Annotated in this window: 14 protein-coding genes and 1 pseudogene; 3 read left to right on the top strand and 12 right to left on the bottom strand. The window is 64.6% G+C overall.

Annotation, left to right across the window (positions count from 1 at the left end; all coding sequences use genetic code 11):
- Nucleotides 1–12 precede the first annotated feature (12 nt).
- The 4 genes from AXW67_RS26980 to AXW67_RS26965 all read right to left on the bottom strand — a co-directional run bounded on the left by AXW67_RS26980 (nt 13) and on the right by AXW67_RS26965 (nt 7,780).
- A complete protein-coding gene (locus AXW67_RS26980; protein WP_027550951.1) occupies nt 13–1,902 on the bottom strand; it encodes a TRAP transporter large permease in 1,890 nt (629 codons plus the stop codon).
- A 15-nt stretch (nt 1,903–1,917) separates the two neighbouring features.
- Nucleotides 1,918–2,937, bottom strand: coding sequence for a TRAP transporter substrate-binding protein (locus tag AXW67_RS26975; protein WP_063680341.1), 1,020 nt, complete (start codon nt 2,935–2,937; stop codon nt 1,918–1,920).
- A gap of 395 nt (nt 2,938–3,332) precedes the next feature.
- Nucleotides 3,333–4,592 carry an efflux RND transporter periplasmic adaptor subunit gene (locus AXW67_RS26970; protein WP_063680340.1) on the bottom strand — a complete coding sequence of 420 codons (1,260 nt, stop codon included), beginning with the start codon at nt 4,590–4,592 and terminating at the stop codon, nt 3,333–3,335.
- A complete protein-coding gene (locus AXW67_RS26965; RefSeq protein WP_063680339.1) occupies nt 4,589–7,780 on the bottom strand; it encodes an efflux RND transporter permease subunit in 3,192 nt (1,063 codons plus the stop codon). The genes AXW67_RS26970 and AXW67_RS26965 overlap by 4 nt, the downstream gene beginning before the upstream one ends.
- Before the next feature lie 666 nt (nt 7,781–8,446).
- Here AXW67_RS26965 and AXW67_RS26960 point away from each other — a divergent pair.
- Together AXW67_RS26960 and AXW67_RS26955 are read left to right on the top strand one after the other, a co-directional pair.
- Nucleotides 8,447–8,704, top strand: a complete 258-nt coding sequence (locus AXW67_RS26960; protein WP_063680338.1) for a GlsB/YeaQ/YmgE family stress response membrane protein — start codon at nt 8,447–8,449, stop codon at nt 8,702–8,704.
- Nucleotides 8,705–9,069: 365 nt separating this feature from the next.
- Nucleotides 9,070–10,265: pseudogene (locus AXW67_RS26955) on the top strand (M24 family metallopeptidase).
- 93 nt (nt 10,266–10,358) lie between these two features.
- Here the strand turns inward: AXW67_RS26955 and AXW67_RS40950 are convergent.
- The 8 genes from AXW67_RS40950 to AXW67_RS26920 all read right to left on the bottom strand — a co-directional run bounded on the left by AXW67_RS40950 (nt 10,359) and on the right by AXW67_RS26920 (nt 19,499).
- The gene (locus AXW67_RS40950; RefSeq protein ID WP_082908061.1) at nt 10,359–10,658 is read right to left on the bottom strand and encodes a hypothetical protein; all 300 of its coding nucleotides are present in this window, start codon (nt 10,656–10,658) and stop codon (nt 10,359–10,361) included.
- Nucleotides 10,659–10,790: 132 nt separating this feature from the next.
- On the bottom strand, nt 10,791–11,174 hold the full coding sequence (locus AXW67_RS26950) for a RidA family protein (protein WP_027555620.1): 384 nt from the start codon (nt 11,172–11,174) through the stop codon (nt 10,791–10,793).
- Between the two features lie 60 nt (nt 11,175–11,234).
- Entirely contained in the window at nt 11,235–12,872 is a 1,638-nt protein-coding gene (locus AXW67_RS26945; protein WP_063680337.1) for an N-acyl-D-amino-acid deacylase family protein, read from the bottom strand.
- 10 nt (nt 12,873–12,882) lie between these two features.
- A complete protein-coding gene (locus tag AXW67_RS26940; protein WP_201723723.1) occupies nt 12,883–14,163 on the bottom strand; it encodes an MFS transporter in 1,281 nt (426 codons plus the stop codon).
- Nucleotides 14,164–14,465: 302 nt separating this feature from the next.
- Nucleotides 14,466–15,236 (bottom strand): IclR family transcriptional regulator, encoded by a 771-nt coding sequence (locus AXW67_RS26935; protein WP_051311103.1) that lies wholly within the window; start codon nt 15,234–15,236, stop codon nt 14,466–14,468.
- A gap of 120 nt (nt 15,237–15,356) precedes the next feature.
- Nucleotides 15,357–16,184, bottom strand: a complete 828-nt coding sequence (locus tag AXW67_RS26930) for a hypothetical protein (protein WP_063680335.1) — start codon at nt 16,182–16,184, stop codon at nt 15,357–15,359.
- 102 nt (nt 16,185–16,286) lie between these two features.
- Nucleotides 16,287–18,287 carry a primary-amine oxidase gene (locus tag AXW67_RS26925; protein WP_063680460.1) on the bottom strand — a complete coding sequence of 667 codons (2,001 nt, stop codon included), beginning with the start codon at nt 18,285–18,287 and terminating at the stop codon, nt 16,287–16,289.
- Nucleotides 18,288–18,302: 15 nt separating this feature from the next.
- Complete coding sequence (locus AXW67_RS26920) at nt 18,303–19,499, bottom strand: serine hydrolase domain-containing protein (protein ID WP_063680334.1); 1,197 nt, start codon at nt 19,497–19,499, stop codon at nt 18,303–18,305.
- Nucleotides 19,500–19,679: 180 nt separating this feature from the next.
- Between AXW67_RS26920 and AXW67_RS26915 the strand changes: the two genes are divergently transcribed.
- Entirely contained in the window at nt 19,680–20,669 is a 990-nt protein-coding gene (locus AXW67_RS26915) for a helix-turn-helix domain-containing protein (protein ID WP_063680333.1), read from the top strand.
- Nucleotides 20,670–20,678 lie beyond the last annotated feature (9 nt).

Below are 20,678 nucleotides of genomic sequence, written 5' to 3'. Positions count from 1 at the left end.
CTTCACGCCGCGTCAAAGGAATCCGATCGAAATCCAGGGGAAGATCGCGACGATGATCAATCCCACGAGCAGCGCCAGCAGGTAGCCCCAGATCGGCCGGATGCCTTCGGCCGGATCGACGCGTCCGATGGCGCAGGCGGCATAATAGCCGACGCCGAAGGGCGGGGCGAATAGCCCGATACCCATCGCCAGAATGATCACCATGGCGTAGTGCACCTCGTGCACCCCGACGGCGCGGGCGATCGGAAACAACAGAGGCCCGAACAGCACGATGGCGGGAATTCCCTCGAGCACGCTGCCGAGGATGGTGAAGGCCAGGATCGAGACGGCAATGAAGGAGGCCGAGCCGCCGGGCAGGCCGGTCATGGCTGAAGCCAACGAGCGCGAGAAGCCGGATTGGGTCAGGCCCCAGGCCATGCCGGTGGCCGTGCCGATGATGAGAAGGATCGCGCCCGACAGCGCCGCGGTCTCGACCAGCATCGGGAACAGTCGCCGCCAGTCGAAGCGGCGGTAGATCAGGAGCCCGACCAGGACGCCATAGACGATGCCGATGGTGGAGACTTCCGTGGCCGTCGCGATGCCCTCGACCACGGCGTAACGGATCACGAAGGGCAGCGCGAGCGCGGGCAGGGCGATGATGAAGGTCTTGCCGATCTCGCCAGCCGTGGCGCGTTGGACGTGGCTCATGTCCTCATGGCGGTAGCGCCACCACACCAGCATGCAGAGTGTGACCGCCAGCACCCCGCCGGGCAGCAGGCCGCCCGTGAACAGCGCCGCGATCGAGACGCCTGTCACCGAGCCGATGGTGATCAGCACGAGGCTCGGTGGAATGGTCTCGGTCTGCGCGCCGGTTGCCGCGAGCAGGGCGACGAGATCGCCGGGCTTGGCGCCGCGTTCCTTCATCTCGGGGAACAGCACGGGTGCAACCGCGGCCATGTCGGCGGCCTTGGCGCCGGAGATGCCGGAGACCAGGTACATGGCGCCGACCAGCACGTAGTGCAGGCCACCGCGGACATGGCCGAGCAGGCTGGCCAGGAACGCCACCATGGCCCGCGCCATGCCGGTCATCTCGATCAGGAGCCCCAGGAACACGAACAGTGGCACCGACAGCAGGATGAGGTGGCTCATGCCCTCGTCCATGCGGCCGACCAGCACCATCACCGGCGTGCGCGTGGTCAGCGCCAGATAGCCGAAGATCGCGAGCCCAAAGCCGAACGCAATGGGAACGCCGGCGAAGACGCAGAAGCCGGCAACGCCGACGAAGAAGATGACGAGGTTGAGGTTGCCGAGCGGCCGCAGATAAGGCTCGGCGAGCCAGAACAAACCGACGACGACGGCGACGGTCGCCACGGCCGCCAGCACCAGCCGAAAGTCCGGGGCCCGCAACAGTCGTAGCACCGCGAATGCCGCCATCAGGCAGATGCCAACCGGCAAGGCCACGGCGCGCCACATGTTGGAGATCTGCAGCGCCGGCGTGGTGATGAAGCTTTCCTCATAGGCGTAATCGTACGCCGGCCAGACGATCATCACGAGGAACGCCAGCGCGGCGGAGACCGCCACGAGATCGAGCCAGACCCGCATCGCAGGCCTTGCGCTCGCGACGATCGCGGTCATGCGCATGTGCTCGGAGCGGCGGAACGCCACCGCCGCGCCCAGCATCGCCAGCCACAGGAACAGGATCGAGGCGAGCTCGTCCGACCAGATCAGCGGCCGGTGCAGGCCGTAGCGCGCGACCACGCCGGCGAACAGGATGACGATCTCGGCGACGACCAGGATCGCCGCCGGGATCTCGACGACGAGGCCGAGCACGCGTTCCAGCAAAGCCAGCAACGAAGGTCGGCGAGGGGACTGCAACGTCACCTCGCCCGCCACTTCAGCCACCTCAGCCTCGAGATGAGCCATGACGGCTCCAACGCGTTACGACAGCTTGCCGACGGCCTTCTCCAGCAGCTCCCAGGCCTGCTCGCCATATTTGCCTTTCCACTCGGCATAGAAGCCGGCGGTGCGCAGCTTGTCGCGGAACGGCGCGACCGTGGGCTGATTGAAGGTCAGACCCTTGCCGGCGAGCTCCTGCTGGAGATTGGCGTTCAGCTTGGCGGTGTCGGCGCGCTCGTTCACGGCCGCGGCGTTGATGTGCTTGGCGACGATGGTGCGCACGTCCGCCGGCAGCTTCTCCCACGCGCGGCGGTTGGCCAGGAACCAGAAGCCGTCCCACATGTGGTTGGTCAGCGAGCAGTATTTCTGCACCTCGTAGAGCTTTGCGGTCGAGATGATCGCCAGTGGGTTCTCCTGGCCTTCGACCACCTTGGTCTGGAGCGCCGAATAGACCTCGCTGAAATTGATCGAGGCGGGCGCCGCATCGAACGCCTTGAACATCGAGGTCCACAGCGGCGACACCGGCACGCGGATCTTGAAGCCCTTGAGGTCCTCCGGGCCGGTGATCGGCTTGGTCGACGACGTGGTCTGGCGGAAGCCATTGTCCCAGATCTTGTCCATGACCTCGAGGCCGGCCTTCTTGATCTCGCCGCGGACATAGGCGCCGAGATCGCCGTCCATGGCCTTCCAAACCGTGTCGTAGTCCGGGAACGCGAAGCCGATGCCGTTGATCGAGGCCGCCGGAACCAGCGTGGCCAGGATCAGGCCCGACAGCGTGAAGAACTCGACGCCGCCGGACCGGATCTGGCTCAGCATGTCGGTGTCAGATCCGAGCTGGTTGTTCGGGAAGATCTGGAGGTCGAACTTGCCGCCTGTTTCGCTCTTGATCGCCGCCGCCATCTCCTTGGCGCGGACGTTCATCGGATGCGAGTCAGGCAGGTTGTTGGCGTATTTGTAGGTGAACTCGGCGCTCTGGGCACGGGCCACATGGGGCGCGCCAATGCCGCCCAGGACCGCGGTGGCGGCAGAGGCCTTGAGAAGCGTGCGTCGGGAAAAGCTCATCGGGTTTGCTCCCTCAGGGAAACGTTTGTTGTTGTTCTGAGACGCAAACCTATACGGACGGAAGGCCATGAGGTCATCTGCGATCTCGCGAGGCTTCGCTTATTGCAGCCACACCGAGCCGCGGCAATATCGGCTTTCAGACGATGCAACGACCCGAACAAGGTCGACTGCAAAAATGCGAAAACAACCCCATGCAAAGTAGCGGCTAGATAGGCCGCAACGAGCCGAATCGAATGCGCCATGGTAGGAGTTCCACCTAAATATCTGATCTAATTCAATATAAAGATATTCCATAATATACCTTATGCGAATTACGGATATGGAGATCGGGATATGGCTATACGGCGCGCCGTCGGTCTCGGCGCGCTCTCCTCCGGCCCAGCCAGGCCTGCGAGTTACGATACGGCAGTCGTTGGCTTGGCTTGGACCTTGGCACCCTCCGCCAGATCGACCGACGGATTGAGGATGACCTGGTCGCCAGCGCGGACGCCGCTGTCGACTTCGACCTCGGAGCCGTGGTCGCGCACCACGCGGACCTTCCTCAGATGCGCGACGCCGTTTTCGACCACGGCGACCTGGGTACCGCCGGCATTGAAGATCAGCGCGTCCGCCGAGATCCGGTAGGTTGGCGTCCTGCGCGGAATGTGGAGTTCGACGGTGCAGTAGATCCCCGAGGCCAGCGCGGCATCGGGGTTCGGGATGTCGACCTCGGTGAGCAGCGTTCTCGAGCCGGGCTGCAGCGCGTCGGCGATCCGCGTCACCGTGCCTGGAAAGGAGCGGTCCGGGATCTCGGGCACGCGGACCACGGCGGCGATGCCGGGCTTGAGGCCAAACGCCGCGTCCTGCGGAACGAACACCTGGGTACGGATCACATTGCCCTGCTGCAGGGTGAACATGAACGTGCCCGAGGTCGCGTCGGCCTGCACCAGGCTGCCGACATCGATGTTGCGCTGGGTGATGACACCGTCGAACGGCGCCACGACGCGCTGATAGAGCTTCTGCTGGCGCAGCACCTGAAGCTGTGCGTCCTCCGCCTTGATGTTGGCCTGTGCCACCGACACGGCTGCCTCCTGGGCCTTGAGCGTCTGCTCATCGATCGTGCCTTGCTGGGCCGTGACCCAGCCCTTGTCGACCAGCGGCCGATCGCGATCCCAGGTGACCTTGGCAAGCTCCCGGTTGGCCTGCGCCTGCTGGAGCGACGAATTGAGCTGGGCGAGCGTCGCTTCCGCCTGGGCGATCTGGTGATCGAGCTCGGGGGCCACGATCTCGGCGAGGAGCTGCCCTGCCTTGACGTGGTCACCGATGTCGACCGCGCGCGTGCCGATGTAGCCGCTGGCGCGGGCGAAGATGTTGGCGCTGGCAAAGGCCGAGGTCGTCGCCGGCAGCGTCACGACCTCGATATTGTCGCTGGGCTCAACCGTCGCAACGCGGACCTGCGGGACGAAGTTGCGCTCCTGTGCGGCAGTCGCGAGCACCTGGCGGCGTTCGGCATAGTGGCTCCATGCGCCGGATGCGAGCGCCGCGCCGGCGACCAGCACCAGGCCGAAGCCGGCGAGGCGCCCTCCCCAACTCCGCCTGCGCTCCGGCGCGACCGTCTCCTTGTCCCGATCCGTCTCGGTCACGCGCTCAGCGTCGAATGGTCCGTTGAAGTTCATTCCAGCACCTCGTCAAATACCCCGTGATGTGTCTTGCCGTCGTTGCCCTTGCGCAGCATGGCGAACAGGTAGGGCACGACCAGCAGCGTCGTCGGCGTCGCGAACAGGAGCCCGCCGATTACGGCGCGCGCGAGCGCGGCGTTCTGCTCCTCGCCGGCCGCACCGATCGCCATCGGGATCATGCCGACGATCATTGCGGCCGCGGTCATCAGCACCGGCCGGATTCGGGTGTGGCCGGCCTCGATCGCGGCTTCGAAGGCGGTCTTGCCGGCAAGCTGTTGCTCGCGCGCAAAGGTCACGAGCAGGATCGAGTTCGCGGAGGCGACGCCCACCGCCATGATCGCTCCCATCAGCGACGGCACGTTGAGCGTTGTGCCGGTGATGAACAGCATGGTCAGGATCCCGCACAGCGTCGCCGGCAGAGCCAGAATGACGACGAAGGGATCGCCGAAATTCTGGTAGTTCACGACCATCAGGAGGTAGACGAAGACGGCGGCGAACAAGAGACCGATGCCGAGATTGATGAAAGCACTGTTCATGCTCTGGATCTGGCCGATCACCTGAATGGTGTTGCCCGGCTTGAGCTGTTTCTGCAGATCGGTCGTGATCTTGCTGATCTGGCTCGCCACGCTGCCGAGATCGCGGCCCTGGACGCTGGCATAGACCTCGTAGACCGGCTGCACATTGGCCTGGTTGGAATTGGTCGGAGTCGTGGTGCGCCGGAACGTCGTGACGTTGCTGAGCAGGCCGGGAATTGGCGTGTCGGTCTGCACTGACGCCAGCGACGTCGAAACCGGCGTATTGGCGAGATCGTTCAGCGAGCTGATCTCGCGTTCCGGCGTCTGGACTGCAAGATAATAGGGAATTCCCGAGGTCGGGTCGGTCCAGAAGTTCGGCGTGACCTGCTCCGAGGAGCTCAGGCTGACATTGAGGTTGGTCGCGATCGTGTTGGCGTTGAGCCCGAGCTGCGCCGCACGGGTGCGGTCGATATCCGCGTAGAAGGTCGGCGCGTTCACCTCCTGCTGCAGATGGGCATCGGCAATCCCCGGGATCGCGGCGATGCGCTGACGTAGCTCGTTGGCGACCTTCAGATTGTTCGCCTTGTCGTAGCCGACGGTGCGCACGTCGATCTGGGCCGGGAGCCCGAAATTGAGGATCTGGGTGACGATGTCGGCGGCCTGGAAGTAAAAGGTGTCCTCCGGAAACGCAGCCGGCAGCACCTCGCGCAGCTTGCGCACATAATCGGCTGTGGGCCGGTGTCCCTCCTTCAGCGAAACCAGGATCACGCCGTCATTGACGCCGATGGTCGAGCCGTCGCTGAACGCCAGATTATAGGAGCGCGCCGGCAGGCCGATATTGTCGACGATCAATGCGCGGTCCTTGTCGGGAATGACTTGGCGGATCTTGTCCTCGACCTGCTGGAAGATCTTTTCCGTGTTCTCGATCCGGGTTCCCGCCGGGGCGCGGACGTGAAGCTGGATTTGTCCGCCGTCGATCGCCGGGAAGAAATCCCGGCCGACGAAGGGATAGAGCACGGCGCCGAGCGCCAGCACGGCGATCATCCCCGCCGGAATGATGAAGCGATGCTCGATCAGACCGGTCAGCGAGCGCGAATAGGCGTGACGCATCGCCTCGAAATGCCGCTCGAAGGCCGCATGGAAGCGCGCGAACGGGCCGCGCGGCGCGGCGCCGGTTGGGCCATGGTGCTCGCTCTTGAGCAGCAGGCCGATGATGATCGGCGTCAGCGTTCGCGACAGGCCGTAGGACGCCAGCATCGCGAAGACCACGGCGAGGCCAAGCGGCGTGAACAGATACTTGGCCGGCCCGTCGAGGAAGACGACGGATGTGAACACGCAGCTGATCGCGAGCGTCGACACCAGCGTCGGCACGGCAATGCCGGCCGCCCCGTGCAGCGTCGCCTGCGGCAAAGGCAGCCCCTCCTCCGTGAGCAGACGATGGGTGTTCTCGATCGTGACCGTGGAATCGTCGACGAGGATGCCCACCGCCAGCGCCAATCCGCCCAGCGTCATCGTGTTCAGGGTTTCGCCGAGGAAGTAGAGCACGATCAGGGAGGTCAGGATCGACAGCGGGATCGAGATCATGACCACGACCGTCGATCGCCACGATCCCAGGAACAGGAGGATCATCAGCGCGGTCAGCCCGGCCGCGATGGCGCCCTCGCGCAGCACGCCCTCCACTGACTGTTTGACGAACACCGACTGGTCGAACAATTCGTTGATCTGCAGGCCCGGAGGCGCCGCCGCACGTGCGGCCTGCAGGGCCTTGTGGACCGCATTGACCACGCTGACGGTGGACGCGTTGCCGTTCTTGATGATGCCGAGCAGCACCGAACGCCGGCCGTTCTGCCGCACTACGTTCTGCTGCACCAGCCAGCCATCGTGAACCTGCCCGACGTCCTTGACGAATATGGTGGCGCCGTTGACGACCTTGATCGGGATGTTGTTGAGGTCCTTGATCGAGGGCGGCGTCGCATTGGTGCGGACGACATATTGCTTGTCACCCATCTTCGCCGTGCCGGCCGGCAGCGTCAGGTTCTGGGCGTTGACCGCGTTCACGACGTCGAGCGGCGTCAGCCCCTTGGCGACCAGCTTGGCGGGATCGATGTCGACCATGATCTGCCGGTATTTTCCGCCCGACGGCGTCGGCAGCGTGATGCCGGGGATCGGCGCCAGTTGCTGGCGGATGCGGTAGATGCCGTAGTCGTAGAGCTGCTGTTCGCTCAGCGTGTCGGAGCTCAGGCTGATCTGCAGCACGGGCACGCTCGACGCGTTGAACTGCACGACGACCGGCGGCTGGATGCCCGGCGGCATCAGCGCGCGGATGGCATTGGTGGCGGAAACGATCTGCGAGATGGCGAGGTCGAGATTGACGTCGGGCTGGAAGTAGATCTTCTGCACCGACAGGCCGGCCATCGTCTGGGCCTCGATGTTCCTGATGCCGTTGACGTTGGAGCTGATCGAGTACTGGCTGTAGGTGGTGACACGCTGCTCCATTTCGGGCGTGCTGAGACCGGTGTAGCTCCAGATCACGGTCACGACCGGAATGTTGATCTCCGGAAAGACGTCGGTGGGCATCGCGAAGATCGTGACGGCGCCCAGAAACATGATCAGCGCCGCGACCACGTAGAACGTGTGGGGAAATCGCAGAGCAAAACGAACGATACCCATTCGGCACTCCTCGCCCCGCGGCGGCCGCATGCGGTCTCCGCGGCATCCAGACCAGCAGTAAGCGTTGCGCGCGGACGATCGCCGCACGGCCCTGCCTCCTGCGCTCCCTGGATATTGTGTGGTTCGAGGGGTGACGAATACCCGCTCGGTGAAGCCCTGGTCGCTCCCGACTTGGCGCGGCCAGTGTTGCGTCGAGAGGAGATTTATAGATCGGACGTCAGAAGGGAATGCTGCCTTCGGCGATCGGTCGTGCGATTTGACCAAAAATTGGTGAGTGCCCCCGCAGGTAAGCTCAAGATCATGCGAGCACTGCAGCCGCGCGCGCTCGTTGACGCCGCTATCATTTCGACATTGGTCAAAACTGCGCCTGCCGCCCAAAAATGCACCGTTCCGATGACGCACAACTCAGCGAAGATTACGGCACCGTAACAATGGGAGGTTCGTCGTGCAGGAGCATCTCGCGCGCGGAGCCCAGTCCTGCGCGCAGCAAATAATGGCGAGGCATCGGGTCTGCTGGCCGCGACAGATCGCGCTCGTGGCTGGGATGCCATTATTGACATAAATCAACCTGCGGCTCCCCGGTGGCATCTCAAGATCATGCCGGCCAGCTTCAGCTCGCTGGCCCGTTTTCAGCCTTGGAGAACTCCGATCGCGTGAGGAGCGGATATGGGCATCATCTGGACAATCATCATTGGTTTCATCGTCGGCGTCGTCGCCAAGTTCATCATGCCGGGCAACAATGAGCCGAAGGGGTTCATTCTCACCACCATCCTGGGTATCGTTGGTGCGTTTGTTGCGACCTACCTCGGGCAAGCGGTCGGGTGGTATCGCGCGGGCGAGAGCACGGGGTTCATCGGAGCCGTCATTGGCTCGGTGATACTCCTTTTCCTCTACGGGCTCGTCACGGGCCGGAGGAGCGCTTGACGTCGCGCGCCGGAGAGCCGTTGCCACTTGCCTCGTAACGATCAAGCCGGCGAGACATCCACTTGCAAGGGAGCACTCCTCACCCCGGCAGTGAGCGCCCTTGCACGGAAGCTCAAGATCGCGCGAGCGGCTGCAGCCGCGCGCTCTCGTTGATGGCGCCCGCCGGCCCAAAATGCGCCTGTGCGGGCACTCTCGTTCAAGGCCCGTTTCGGCAATCGGTTGTTGCGCTTCGCCGACCAGGAGTGCAGGTCAGGCCAGCCAATCCTGGGCTACCTAGACCCCCTGCTCCCGACCCAATATTGCCACCCGCAAGCCAAGATAACAGACGCAGGCCTGAAGGCCGCGCCAGCCATGGGAGGTTCGTCATGCAGGAGCATCTCGCGCGCGGAGCCGAGTCCCACGCCATTCCCTTCGATGCAGCCAAGCTCGACCGTCTGATGGAGGCCGCCGGCCTCGACGTCCTGGTCGCGACCTCCAAGCACAATGTGCAGTACCTGCTCGGCGCCGAGCGCGCGATTTTCTTCGACTACATGGATGCGATGGGCGTCAGCCGTTATCTGCCGGTCCTGGTCTATCCCAAGGGCGCGCCCGAGAAGGCCGTCTATGTCGGTCATCGTCTGGAGACTCACCAACGTGCCGTGGCGCCACCCTGGGTGGCGCAGGTCCGGACCGAGTCCAATGGGTCGGTGGATGCAGTGATGCGAGCCGTAGGCCTGATCCGCGACGCCGGTGTGCCGTTGAAGCTGGTCGGGGTGGAGATGGCGTTCCTGCCGATGGATGCGGGTCGCGCGCTCGCCGATGCCCTGCCCGGCGCCGAGCTCAAGGACGCGTTGCTGGTTCTGGAGCGGCTGCGCGCGGTCAAGTCGGCGGACGAATTGGCAAAACTCAAGACGGCCTCCGAACTGGTCGTCGCCTCGATGCTGGAGGTGATCGCGCGGCACGGGCCGGGCACGACCAAGCAGCAATTGTCGGACGCGTTGCGCGTTGCGGAGGTCAACCGCGGGCTCACCTTCGAGTATTGCCTGCTAGCCTGCGGCAACAGCCATAACCGCGCGCCCTCGGCGCAGCGCTGGGAGCAAGGCGATGTCCTGTCGCTGGACTCGGGCGGCAACTATCACGGCTATATCGGCGACCTCGCGCGAATGGCTGTGCAGGGCGATCCCGACACCGAGCTGAGAGATTATCTCGCCGAGATCGAGGCGGTGCAGCGCGCGGCCTTCGCCGCGGTCCGGCCGGGCGCCCTCGGCGGTGATATCTATGTCGCGGCCGAGCGGCAGCTCGCCCAGATCAGCCAGCGCGGCTGCACCGATTTCCTCGCCCACGGCATGGGTCTCGTCAGCCACGAGGCCCTCGCCTGACCGCCAAGGGTCCGGTCCCCTATGATGATGTCGATGCCCGCCAGCCGCTCGAGCCCGGCATGGTGGTGTCGATCGAAACCACGATGAAGCATCCCACACGCGGCTTCATCAAGCTCGAGGACACGGTCGCGGTGACGCCGACCGGCTACGAGATCTTTGGCGAGGGCGGCCGCGAGTGGAATCTCGGCGGCCATGGGCTCTAGGGCGCCAACCGACAATCCCTGCTGAAACCGCCGAAAATGACCCGATGCCGACCTCTTAGCCCTAACGTGCATGCGCTTGGGGTCGGAGTCGGCTCAATTTGCGATGGTCGGGTTCAATCTTTGGTGTCGCCGGTAGAAGCTGATCCCCACCATCGTTCCCACGAATGTCCCTATGAACAAACCGACAGCAGCACATCCTGCAACAACCGTGACGACCCATCCCAATGCAGACCATCCGCCGCAGTCGTTGATTGGCGTCGGCATATGGGCGCAGCTATGTGCAACAACTCGAGAAGTGGTCAGCCACAGGATCAAAAAGGCGGCCAAGACGACGAATATTATCATCGCGGCAAAACCGATTAGCGCAGCCCAGACATATTTGAGCGGACTCATAACCTCTTTCCCCTACGGCCGTCTTAGTTGTTAACCTCCTTGATAATATCGAACCACGTGTGTGATGTCGCCTTTTGGTCCATCGCGAATTGCGCTGCCGCCTGAACCTGCAAGGCCTGGCGCCGCTATCGTTCACCCGCGATAGGCGACGCAATCGATTTCCACCTTGCAGTCCACCACCATGCTCGACACCACGCATGCCCGCGCCGGCGGATGGACGCCGAAATATTCGGCAAAGACCTTGTTGAAGCTTTGAAAGTCTCTGGGATCGTCGAGCCAGACGCCGCAACGCACGACATCCTTGGGTTCAAAGCCGGCCTCGGCCAGGATGGCGAGCAGGTTGCGGATCGCCTTGTGCGATTGCGGGATGATGCCGCCCTCGATCACTTCGCCGTTCTCCATGGGCGTCTGCCCCGAGACGTAGAGCCAGCCGTTGGCCTCCACCGCGCGGGCAAAAGGAAGGTGCTGGCCGCCGGTGCCGGTGCCACCGGCCGCGCCATATCGTTTCAGCGTCATTGCATATCGTCCTGTGTGTGATGATTTTGATTTAGCGTCGAGCCATGGATGACGGTGCCGTCATCCGGCGATCAGGGCCCGGCCCGGACGCGCGAAGGTACTGCGTCCGTCTGCGACCACGGCCTCGCCCGCGACGAACACCGAACGGATGCCCGCGGGCATTTCCGTCGGCGCCTCGAACGTCGCCTTGTCCATGATGGTATCGTCGAACAGGGTGAGATCCGCGGTCATGCCCGGCCGCAGAATGCCACGGTCGGAAAGGCCGAAGCGCTGGGCAGGCATCGCGGTCATCCGCCGCACGGCATCTTCCAAGGTCATCCAGCCCTGCTCGCGCGTCAGCCGGCCGGCGACGCGCGGGAAACTGCCATAGGCGCGCGGATGCGGCTTGGTGCCCGGGCGCGGAATGCCGTCGGAGCCGACCATGTGCAGGCGATGGGTGAACGCTGCGCGCAGGTCGGCCTCATCGAGCTGGAACATGATGATGCCGGTCTGGCCCTGGTCTTCCTCGATGCACCGAACCATGAGATCGAAGGGCGAGATGCCGAGCTCGCGCGCGGCCTCGACCATCGATTTGCCCTCGAGCGGCTTCAGCGCGGGATTGCCGGTGCCGGAAATGCGCACGTTATGCCAGCCGATCAGCACGATCTTGGACTGCGCGGCATGCGGATCGGGATCACCCTCCTCCACCAGCACGCGAAGCGTCTCGCGCTTCGAGGGATCGCGGAGCCCCGCGCGCAGGGCGTCGATGCCACCCTCGAGCGCAGCCGGCGGCAGCAATTGCAGCATGTAGGAACTGCCGGCAGGATACGGATACATGTCGAAGGAGATATCGATCCCCTCCGCTCGCGCGGCCTCGAGCCGGTCGAGGGCTCTTGGAATGGCGCCCCAGTTCGGCTTTCCCGCCGACTGCAGATGCGACAGCAGCCCCGCCGCGCCGGAGGCGCGCAAGATCGCGATGAACTCGTCGATGGATTTCAGCAGGCCCGCTTCGTAACTGCGGATATGCGCCGTGAGCAGCTTTCCGTGAGCGCGAACGGTCGCCGCCAGCGCGCAAAGTTCATTGCTGTCGGCATACGCGCTCGGCGGATAGACGAGGCCGAGCGACAGGCCTGCGGCGCCCTGGCTGAGCTGCTGCGCAAGCAGCGCCTGCATGGCCGCGACCTCCTGGTCGGTCGCCGCGCGGCGTTCGTAACCGAGAACGGCGAGCCGGATCGCGGCATGCCCGACCAGGGAGACGAGATTGAGCGCTACGCCCGGCCCTTCCAGGGCCAGCCGGTAGCCGTCGAAACTGTCGAAGACTTCGTTTGCCCGGGTTTCACCGGCGAGTCCGGAGAAGTGCTGGCGCAGCATCTCTGCGGAGCTTGCGGTTGCCGGATAGAGCGAGAAGCAGCAATTGCCGACCACGAGCGTGGTCACGCCTTGCAGCGCCTTCTCGGGCCGATCAGGCTCGCGCAGGCAGATCAGGTCGTCATGGCAGTGGGCGTCGATGAAGCCGGGCGCGAGATAGCATCCGCGCGCATCGATGATTTCGGCTCCGTCCGCAGGCAAGGAGACGCCGATCGCCGCGATGCGGCTGCCGCTGATGCGCAGATCGGCCTCGAACCACGGCGCGCCGGTGCCGTCGATCAGCCGCGCATTGCGGATGAGGGTATCCTTGCTTCCGCCCTGGTTCGGATCTTGGCTCGTAATTTGGGGCATGCCCCTCTCCTCAGTGGACGGCCACGGCGTCTCGCAATGGCGCCTCTTCGAAATCCGGAATCGATTCGATCCGTCCCAGCACCACGACATAGAAGAAGATGCCGATCAGCAGCACGACGCCGGCGATCATGAAGGCACCGGCAAACGATTGGGTCCAGTCGACCACGATTCCGGTCACGATCGGCGCGAGGACGCCCATCATGTTGTTGGTGAAATTGAGAATGCCGCCGACGGTTCCCGCGCCGCCCTTGGGCGCGATCAGCGACACGATCGAGGACCCGACGGGCGCCGCGGCGGACAGCCCCGAGATCGCGATCGACAGCCACAGCAGCGCCCAGCCCGGTTTCACGGTGAACGCGGCGCCGATCACGGCGAGCCCCATCAGCATGCCGACGATGATCACCGACTGGCGCACCCTCGTGCTGTCGTAGCCGCGGGCAATCAGGTGATCGACCAGGAACCCGCCGATCAGGAGGTCCGACAGCGTCGCGAAAATCCAGGGGATCGTCGAATAGCCCGCGGCCGACATGAGATTCATGTGCATGGTCTGGGCGAGATAGCCCGGCAGCCACGTGAGGAAGAGATAGAAGGTGTAGCCATAGGCCGAGAACCCGATGGTCAGCCCCCAGACCTTGCGGTTGCGCAAGAGGTAGCCGAGCATGCGGCTCTGCCCCGCCGTGGCCGGGCCTTCCGGCGTGCCGCCGCCGGCGACGATGTAGTCATGCTCTGCCTTGGAGAGCTTCGGATCCTCGCTCGGATTTCGATAGATGACGTAGTAGGCGACGAAATACAAAAAGCTCAGTAGCGCCGTGACGCCGAAGCCCCAGCGCCAGCCGTAGAGATAGATCACATAGGCGACCAGAGGCACGCCGATCACGTTGGAGAACTTGGCGGCGGAATCGAAGATCGCCGTCGAACGCGCGCGCTCGTCGAGCGGAAACCAGTGGCCGGTCGCCTTCTGACTTGCCGGAAACGCCGGCGCTTCGGCGACCCCGAGCAAGAGACGCGCGGCTGCGATACCCCAAAGTCCGCTGGCGAGCGCGGTGATGGTGGCGGCGACCGCCCAGAGGAAGCTGCTGGCGCGGCCGACCGTGGTGACGCCGAAGCGGTCGAGCACCATGCCGCCGGGGACTTGCAGCAGCGAATAGGTCCAGAAGAACGCGCTGCCGAGCAGACCGATGTCGGTGGCGGTGAGGCCCAGCTCCCTGGTGAGCTCGGGCGTGGCGGCGGAGAGCCCGACACGATCGATGTAGTTGATGAGGATTCCGACGCCGAGGAGACAACCGATCAACCAGCGTCGCCCGGGTACTTGTTGGCTTGCCTTCGCCATTTCGAATCCTCCCGCGAAAGAACGCGCGATCACGTCCTTCGTCCCGCCGAAATACGGAACTGAGAGAACTTCGCCGCGCTGGGTGTTGGTTGATGTCTCTTATAGTGGACAACTTTATCTTATAGCGTCATGCTAGATGCCGACGCCGTGATGTCAAGTCCGGACATTTCGGACCGCCTCGCCTGAATGCGTCGCGCGCACGCGGCAGGGACCGCGCGAGGACGGCCACGAAACGGTGCCCCTTCGCCGCCTGTCGGCTCGGCTCAGTGACGATCTGAGAGTTCAGTTGCGGTGGCGACCAGGTCGTCGAGCAGCTCGGTCCTACGCTTGTTCGGCGAGTCCGCCGGAATGACGAAGCAAAGGGTCGCGACCGCGATCCCCTTCTTGTCGCGGATGGGCGCGGCTAGACACGACGTAAACCGGTCGGACAGCGCCGTCGTGACGCATCTGCCTTCGCGCCTCGCGCGCGCGACATCCTTGATGAAATCACCGACATCGAGCAGTCGGCCGTCCGGAAGGCGAAAATCCTCTTTCGGAACGAACGCACGAATCTCCGAAGGGCTCATGTGATCCAGCAGCAACCTGCCGGATGCAGTCCACGGCAACGGCACCTCAATGCCGACATCCGTGGTGATCCGGAACAGGCCCGACCCGTCCCTGGTATCGACCACCACGTATTTGCGGCCACGCAGCGCGCAGAGTTGCGCGGTCGCGCTGTGCTGGGTCGCGAGCCGGTCGAGGGCTTCGCGGCATCGGCGATGCAGGGGATTGGCCTCCGCATAGGCCCGACCGTAGAGATGCACCGCCTTGCCGAAATAGACCTGACCGCCCTCGCCGACGCTTTCCAGCAGGTCCGCCTCGATCAGGCGGTTGGCGATGGCATAGACCGTCGAGCGCGGCGCGCCCATTTGCTTCGCGAGGTCGCTGAGTTTGGAGGGGGCACGCAAATGCAGCAGCGCTTCCAGGAGATCGATGGTCCGATCAATCCCGTTCTGGCGTTCCGCAGGCTCAGCCCCCTTTTTGGATGCGGCCAAACTTCACACGTCCTTTCGTCAGCTCGCGCCCGCGGTTTTTGGCACAAACCGCACCGGCAGTATAGTGTATCCGGCCTCCCCGCATACAGGACCAGTTTGTCAATCGAGGCTCGATGGAAACTAGCGCAGCGGCAGCAGATCGAGCTGGCTCTGCGCCTTCTTGACGACTGTGGCAAACCAGCTCTGGCTCGGCGCCGCCTTGGCGAAGCACTGGGTGAAGGCCGTCATCGCATTGTTTTCGCGGGTCATGTCGCCCCGCGGGTCCTTCTTGTCGACGGGCTTTGCCATCATCTGCTTAAAGACCTTCTCGCAGGCCGGGATCGGGGCCGTCTTCACGGCGTCCGACGTGGCGACAAAGAAAACCTTCCCGCCCTGGATCGCGACGACGTCGATTTCATCAGGCGGTCCCTTCAGATCGCCATTGCCGCGCACGCCCAGCACGGCGAACGCTGCACCCGCGGTCGCGGGCTTTGTGATCGGCAGCTCCGCATATTTGGCGAAGGCGGAGTCCTGGATCGCAGCGTAGTAGAAGTGGTCTGACCTGAACGCGGCGCTGATCTCCTGCGGCATGCCGTCCTCGCGGTGTTCGCGAAGCCAGTGCTCGAGCAGCGCGCTGGTCGTGACCACGACTTGCGTCTTGTCGCCTTTGGAGGCGAAAGCGAGCCCATCGAGATGGCCGAAACCCGAGTCGGCCTTGTAGAGCGTGTCGACGTTGGACGTTGCCTCTGTCGGTAGCCCCTTGATCGTGATCGGCCCCACCAGGCCACGCAACACGTCTGCCAACTCCTTGAGAGCCGTATCGTGCTGCTTGTAAGTCTCCTCGTTCTCCGCAGCCTTCGAGAACTTCGCGATGTAGCGATCGCGTAGTTCGAGGTAGTGCTGCTCAGGCCCGGCCGCTTTCGCGTTCGTGGCGAACACGAGCAGGCAAAGCAAGGCAAGCCACTTCATGGGGATCCCGCGGGGTAGGAGCTGTCACCAGTCTTTTGTGCCGGCGTCCGGCGGGAAGGTTCATGCTCGGAAGCGCGACTGGACCGGCCGTCGCCCCCTCGCCTAGCTCGCGTGACAGCACGATCCGCCGCCGGTGCCTTTCTGGTCGCCGGCGAGGACGCTGCGGCTGTTGCGGTCCGGCGGGATGTCGCCGGCCGCGTTTGCCGCGAAGAAGCCGGTCGGCTTCAGCATGAAGCCGGCATATTCGACCGGCATGATCGGAAAGTCCTCGGGCTTGCAGACATGGGTATGGCCGAAGGAGTGCCAGACCACGATGTCGGCGTTCTCGATGTTGCGGTTCTGTGCGGCGTAGCGCGGCAGGCCGTCGCCGCCGGCGTGGACGTTGGGATAGTCGCCGCTGGCGTATTTCTCAGCCGGGTCGAACGCCGTGACCCAGATATGCCTGGTGGCGAATCCGCCTCGCCTGCGCACGTAGCTGCCCTCCTGCGCCAGCATCAGCGGGCTCGGATTGACCACGAGCTTGTAGGCCGGCGCGCCGCCGACGGAGTTGGTCTCGTTCGGATTGCTGATCTTCCAGAAGCGACCGGTCTCACCGTTGGCAATTGCGGCCGCATCTCGCTCGCGCGATAGCACGCGCGTCGTCGTATCGAACACGTTGCCATGCGGATTGTCGTGGCCCCAGGGCCGCGGCACGAACTCGTGCTCGGTGACGGTGTTGCCGCCGCCATCGAGATCCATGTGCAGGCGCACGTTGAAGAAGTGCTGGTGCGTCGGGCCGCCCAGATTGTCGTCGACCATGCCGCCCCAGCGGTATTTCTCGCCCGGCTGCACCGCCGCGGTCTGGATGATGCCGGTCAGTTTTGTCTCGAGCTGGATCGTGCCGTCCTGGTAGAGATACCAGTAGAAGCCGTAGTCGTAATTGCCGACGGTCGCGAAGAACGAGATGACGAGGCGCCGGGAGCGCCGGACTTCGAACAGGCCGTTGCGGAATTCGTAGTGTTTCCAGGCAATTCCGTAGTCCTCTTCATGCATGCAGATGGCGTTCTGCATGACGAAGGGCTCGCCCTTGCTGTCGGCTGCCGGCACGTCGAAATAGTGGATGTTGCCGAGGCAGTCGCAGCCGAGCTCGAGCGCATTGGCGAGCATGCCGAGCCCGTATTCGCCGGCATCGAACGCCGATTTCCAGAAATGGTTGGCGGTCGGGTCGGCATAGGGCACCACCATCTCGGTGACGCTGGCGCGATGGATCAGCGAACGCTTGCGCTCGCCGTCCTGGTAGGCGAGCTGATGCAGCACCAGGCCTTCGCGCGGCGTGAAGCCGACGCGAAAGCTCCACTTCTGCCAGTCGACCTTCCAGCCATCGACGCGGAAGCTCGCGCCCTCCGGCTGCTCGATATGCAGCGGCTTGATGTCGGCGCGCGGGTTCCTGGTTTCGTGAGCGCCGTAGTTGCGCTTCTTGCGCGGGATCGGCACGATCGGGTCTTCGTCGGTGAGGTCGATAACCCTGCCCCCGATCAGGTCGACGACCGCGACCACGCCCTCGATCGGATGGGCGTAGCCGTTGTCCTGCGGATGCTCGCGAAAATAGCTGACGGCACGCACGATGCGCGCGCCGCGCTCGAACGCCTTGTCGAAGAAGCCGGAGGAGAACGGATCGACCTGGACGAGCTCGATATCGTTGTCGCTAAGCCCGCGCCGATGCATCGCCGCGCGCCAGCCGGGATCGGCCTTCACCACGGCCTCGCACTTGAAGAACTCCTCCAGCATCACCGACGGCTGTCCGTACGGTGCCTCGCGGTTCGGAACGAGCTTGCGCACGACGATCTCGCCACGGCTGAGATCGACGACGTGCTCGATCGCCTCGCCGTTCTGCACATCCAGCGTCAGCACGAAAGCGCGGCGGGGCAGGCCTGCCCCGCCCACTGCCAGCTGCTGCTTGGTCGGCTCTTCCAGCCGCACCGTCGGGAAGCGGCAAGCCTCAGGCGACGTGGACGCTGCACGCACCAGCGTGCAGGCCGCTGTGATTTCTTCGGCCGTCAGCGGATCGAGCGGATGCGGTGTGGCGGCCCGCGCCGGCGATTTGGCTTTGACGGTATCGAGCATGACGATGTCCAAAGCTCAGCGCGGGTCGAGATGCACGGTGATGGTGCGGAACGCGGCGAGCCAGCGATGGTCGAGCGGAACGTCCATCGCCTTCGGCTGCGTCGCCAGCTTGACGATGACGGTGTCGGAGGCCGCATCGACATAGAGCCACTGGCCGTGGATGCCGATCCCGGCGAGATCGTTGCGCGAGGGATCGATCGTGTACCATTTGCTGCGGTAGCGGGCGCCCGGGAAGATGTCGGCGAGGTCGCCGTCGGCCCAGGCCTTGTGATCGCCGTTCTCGTGGATGTCGTCGATCCACCAACCCGGCACGACCTGTCGCCCGCCGACCACGCCGTGGCAGCGGATCATCTCGCCGAAGCGGATCAAGTCGCGCGCGGTGACGGAGAGGCCGCCGGCGATGCGGCCCATGCCGTGGCTGTCGAGCGTCATGGAGGCATCCTCCTCTGCGCCCATCGGCTGCCAGAGATATTCGGACAGGATGCGCGGATATGGCATGCCGCAGGCGCGCTCATAGACCCAGCCGAGCACCTCGGTATTGGTCGAGACGTAATGGAACACCTTGCCGTGCGGCTTCCCCGTCCCGCGCAGCGTCGTGAGGTAAGCCCGTTGATGGCCGGCCTCGACGCCGGGCGGCGGCACGTCCCAGCCGGACGAAAAGCGATAGCGCGCGACGTCGCCGGCCGGGTCTTCGTAATCCTCCTCGAACTGGATCGCGACCGCCATGTCGAGGACGTTGCGGACGGTGCAGGTGCCATAGACGGACGTCTCGAGCTCCGGCACGTAGCGGACCACTCTCGCCTCGGGATCGACCAGCCCACGCGCGGCCAGCACGCCGCCGAGCGTGCCGGCAATCGATTTGCTGATGGAGCAGATCAGATGAGGCGTGGTCGCGCTCATGCCGTCGCCGTACCATTCGTGGATCAGCGTGCCACGGTGCATCACGAGCAGCGCATCGGCGAAGGTCTCGCGGAGCGTGGCTTCGACGGTGGTGGGGTTGCCGTCGGGCGCGGTGAAGCCGAGTTTTGTCAGCTCACGCGGCGCGCTGACGATCGGGGCCGGCTGCGCGGAGCGGCGAACCTCCGCGGTCGGAAGCACCTCGCGGGTGTGGGTAAAGCCCCAGCGGATCGCGGGAAAGCTGCGCCAGTTCGCGCGTGTCACCTGGCCCTCGGGCGCAGCCGGGCTGCCGCGCATGATCTCGGTTGGTCGCATCTCGATCCTCCGCAAGGCAATCCCGCCCCCGATGCCGGGAATGGATGGGACGAAAGACTGCACCCGGACGCGACCGGGCGTTATCGAGATCCGGCAATAATTTGCTGGACACCGGCTACCGCCGTGCCAGTCTGGCGCGGTCCTTGCTGGTTCGCTGGCCAGAACATTTCGAGCGTTGTCATGGCCTTGGACACGACTCTTCCGACTTCGCCTTCGGCTGCCTGCCTGCTCCAGGCCAGCAGCACGGACGTCGATGAGCATTGTGCCGCGCTCGGCCGCTGGCGGCTCAATTACGACCAGATCAGCGCTGGTGCGTTCGCTGGCAGTTTCACGCAGCTCTCTCTGCCGCGCGTCGAGGTGTTCCGCGAGGTCACCAGCCAGCAGGTTCGCCAATACGGCCAGCTCGGCGCCGGCAGTCTTGGCATCGGCCTGCCCTGGCACGCCACTGGCGAGGTCAATTGCAATGGCGCCAGCGTCGCGGGCGCGCAGGTCATCGCCTGCATCGATGCCGAAGTCGACATGTGCACACCGAAGGCGTTTGAGTTGCGCGGTGTCGTCACCAGCGCCGCGCTGATCGAGGAGCTAGCCGCGCGGCTCGACATCGCGGTGCCGCGTGCCGTCTGGCACCAGCTCTCCGTGATCGAGATGGCCGAGGCGCCGGTCGCGCGGCTGCGCAACCATCTCGTCGCGATCCACGACACCATCACCGCCGTACCGGAGCGGTTCGACGATCCAGTGGCGCAACAGGTGCTGGAGGACGCCCTCCTCGTCGAGATCATGGATATGTTGCCGACGGCGCGTCCGAGCGATCCCGGACGCAGCGCCGTGGCGCGCAAGCGGACCGTCGAGCGTGCGCGCGAACTGATGCATGGCAGCGGCGATCGCTCGCTCTCACTTTTGGAGGTGTGCAAGGCGGTCGGCGCCAGCCCGCGCAAGCTCGGCTATTGCTTCCAGGAGGTCTTGGGCACGAGCCCGATGCATTATTGGCGCGCGATGCGGCTGAACCGCGTGCGCCGCGATCTCAAGTGTTGCGATGGCACCAAGGCTTCCGTCTACGACGTCGCCGTCCGGCACGGCTTCTGGCACTTCAGCCAGTTCTCGCTCGACTACAAACGCCACTTCTCCGAGTTGCCCTCGGAGACCCTGCGGCGCGCCAGGCGAGCCGCCTGACGCGCAGCC

It is taken from the genome of Bradyrhizobium neotropicale (assembly GCF_001641695.1).
Classification (GTDB): Bacteria; Pseudomonadota; Alphaproteobacteria; order Rhizobiales; family Xanthobacteraceae; genus Bradyrhizobium; species Bradyrhizobium neotropicale.
This window is presented reverse-complemented; position numbering and strand designations above follow the sequence as displayed.

Coding starts and splice junctions, on each gene's coding strand:
- AXW67_RS26930 (WP_063680335.1), bottom strand. CDS start 16,184: ATGAAGTGGCTTGCCTTGCTTTGCCTGCTCGTGTTCGCCACGAACGCG.
- AXW67_RS26945 (WP_063680337.1), bottom strand. CDS start 12,872: ATGCCCCAAATTACGAGCCAAGATCCGAACCAGGGCGGAAGCAAGGAT.
- AXW67_RS26965 (WP_063680339.1), bottom strand. CDS start 7,780: ATGGGTATCGTTCGTTTTGCTCTGCGATTTCCCCACACGTTCTACGTG.
- AXW67_RS26925 (WP_063680460.1), bottom strand. CDS start 18,287: ATGCTCGATACCGTCAAAGCCAAATCGCCGGCGCGGGCCGCCACACCG.
- AXW67_RS26915 (WP_063680333.1), top strand. CDS start 19,680: ATGGCCTTGGACACGACTCTTCCGACTTCGCCTTCGGCTGCCTGCCTG.
- AXW67_RS26980 (WP_027550951.1), bottom strand. CDS start 1,902: ATGGCTCATCTCGAGGCTGAGGTGGCTGAAGTGGCGGGCGAGGTGACG.
- AXW67_RS26920 (WP_063680334.1), bottom strand. CDS start 19,499: ATGCGACCAACCGAGATCATGCGCGGCAGCCCGGCTGCGCCCGAGGGC.
- AXW67_RS26975 (WP_063680341.1), bottom strand. CDS start 2,937: ATGAGCTTTTCCCGACGCACGCTTCTCAAGGCCTCTGCCGCCACCGCG.
- AXW67_RS26960 (WP_063680338.1), top strand. CDS start 8,447: ATGGGCATCATCTGGACAATCATCATTGGTTTCATCGTCGGCGTCGTC.
- AXW67_RS26970 (WP_063680340.1), bottom strand. CDS start 4,592: ATGAACTTCAACGGACCATTCGACGCTGAGCGCGTGACCGAGACGGAT.
- AXW67_RS26950 (WP_027555620.1), bottom strand. CDS start 11,174: ATGACGCTGAAACGATATGGCGCGGCCGGTGGCACCGGCACCGGCGGC.
- AXW67_RS40950 (WP_082908061.1), bottom strand. CDS start 10,658: ATGAGTCCGCTCAAATATGTCTGGGCTGCGCTAATCGGTTTTGCCGCG.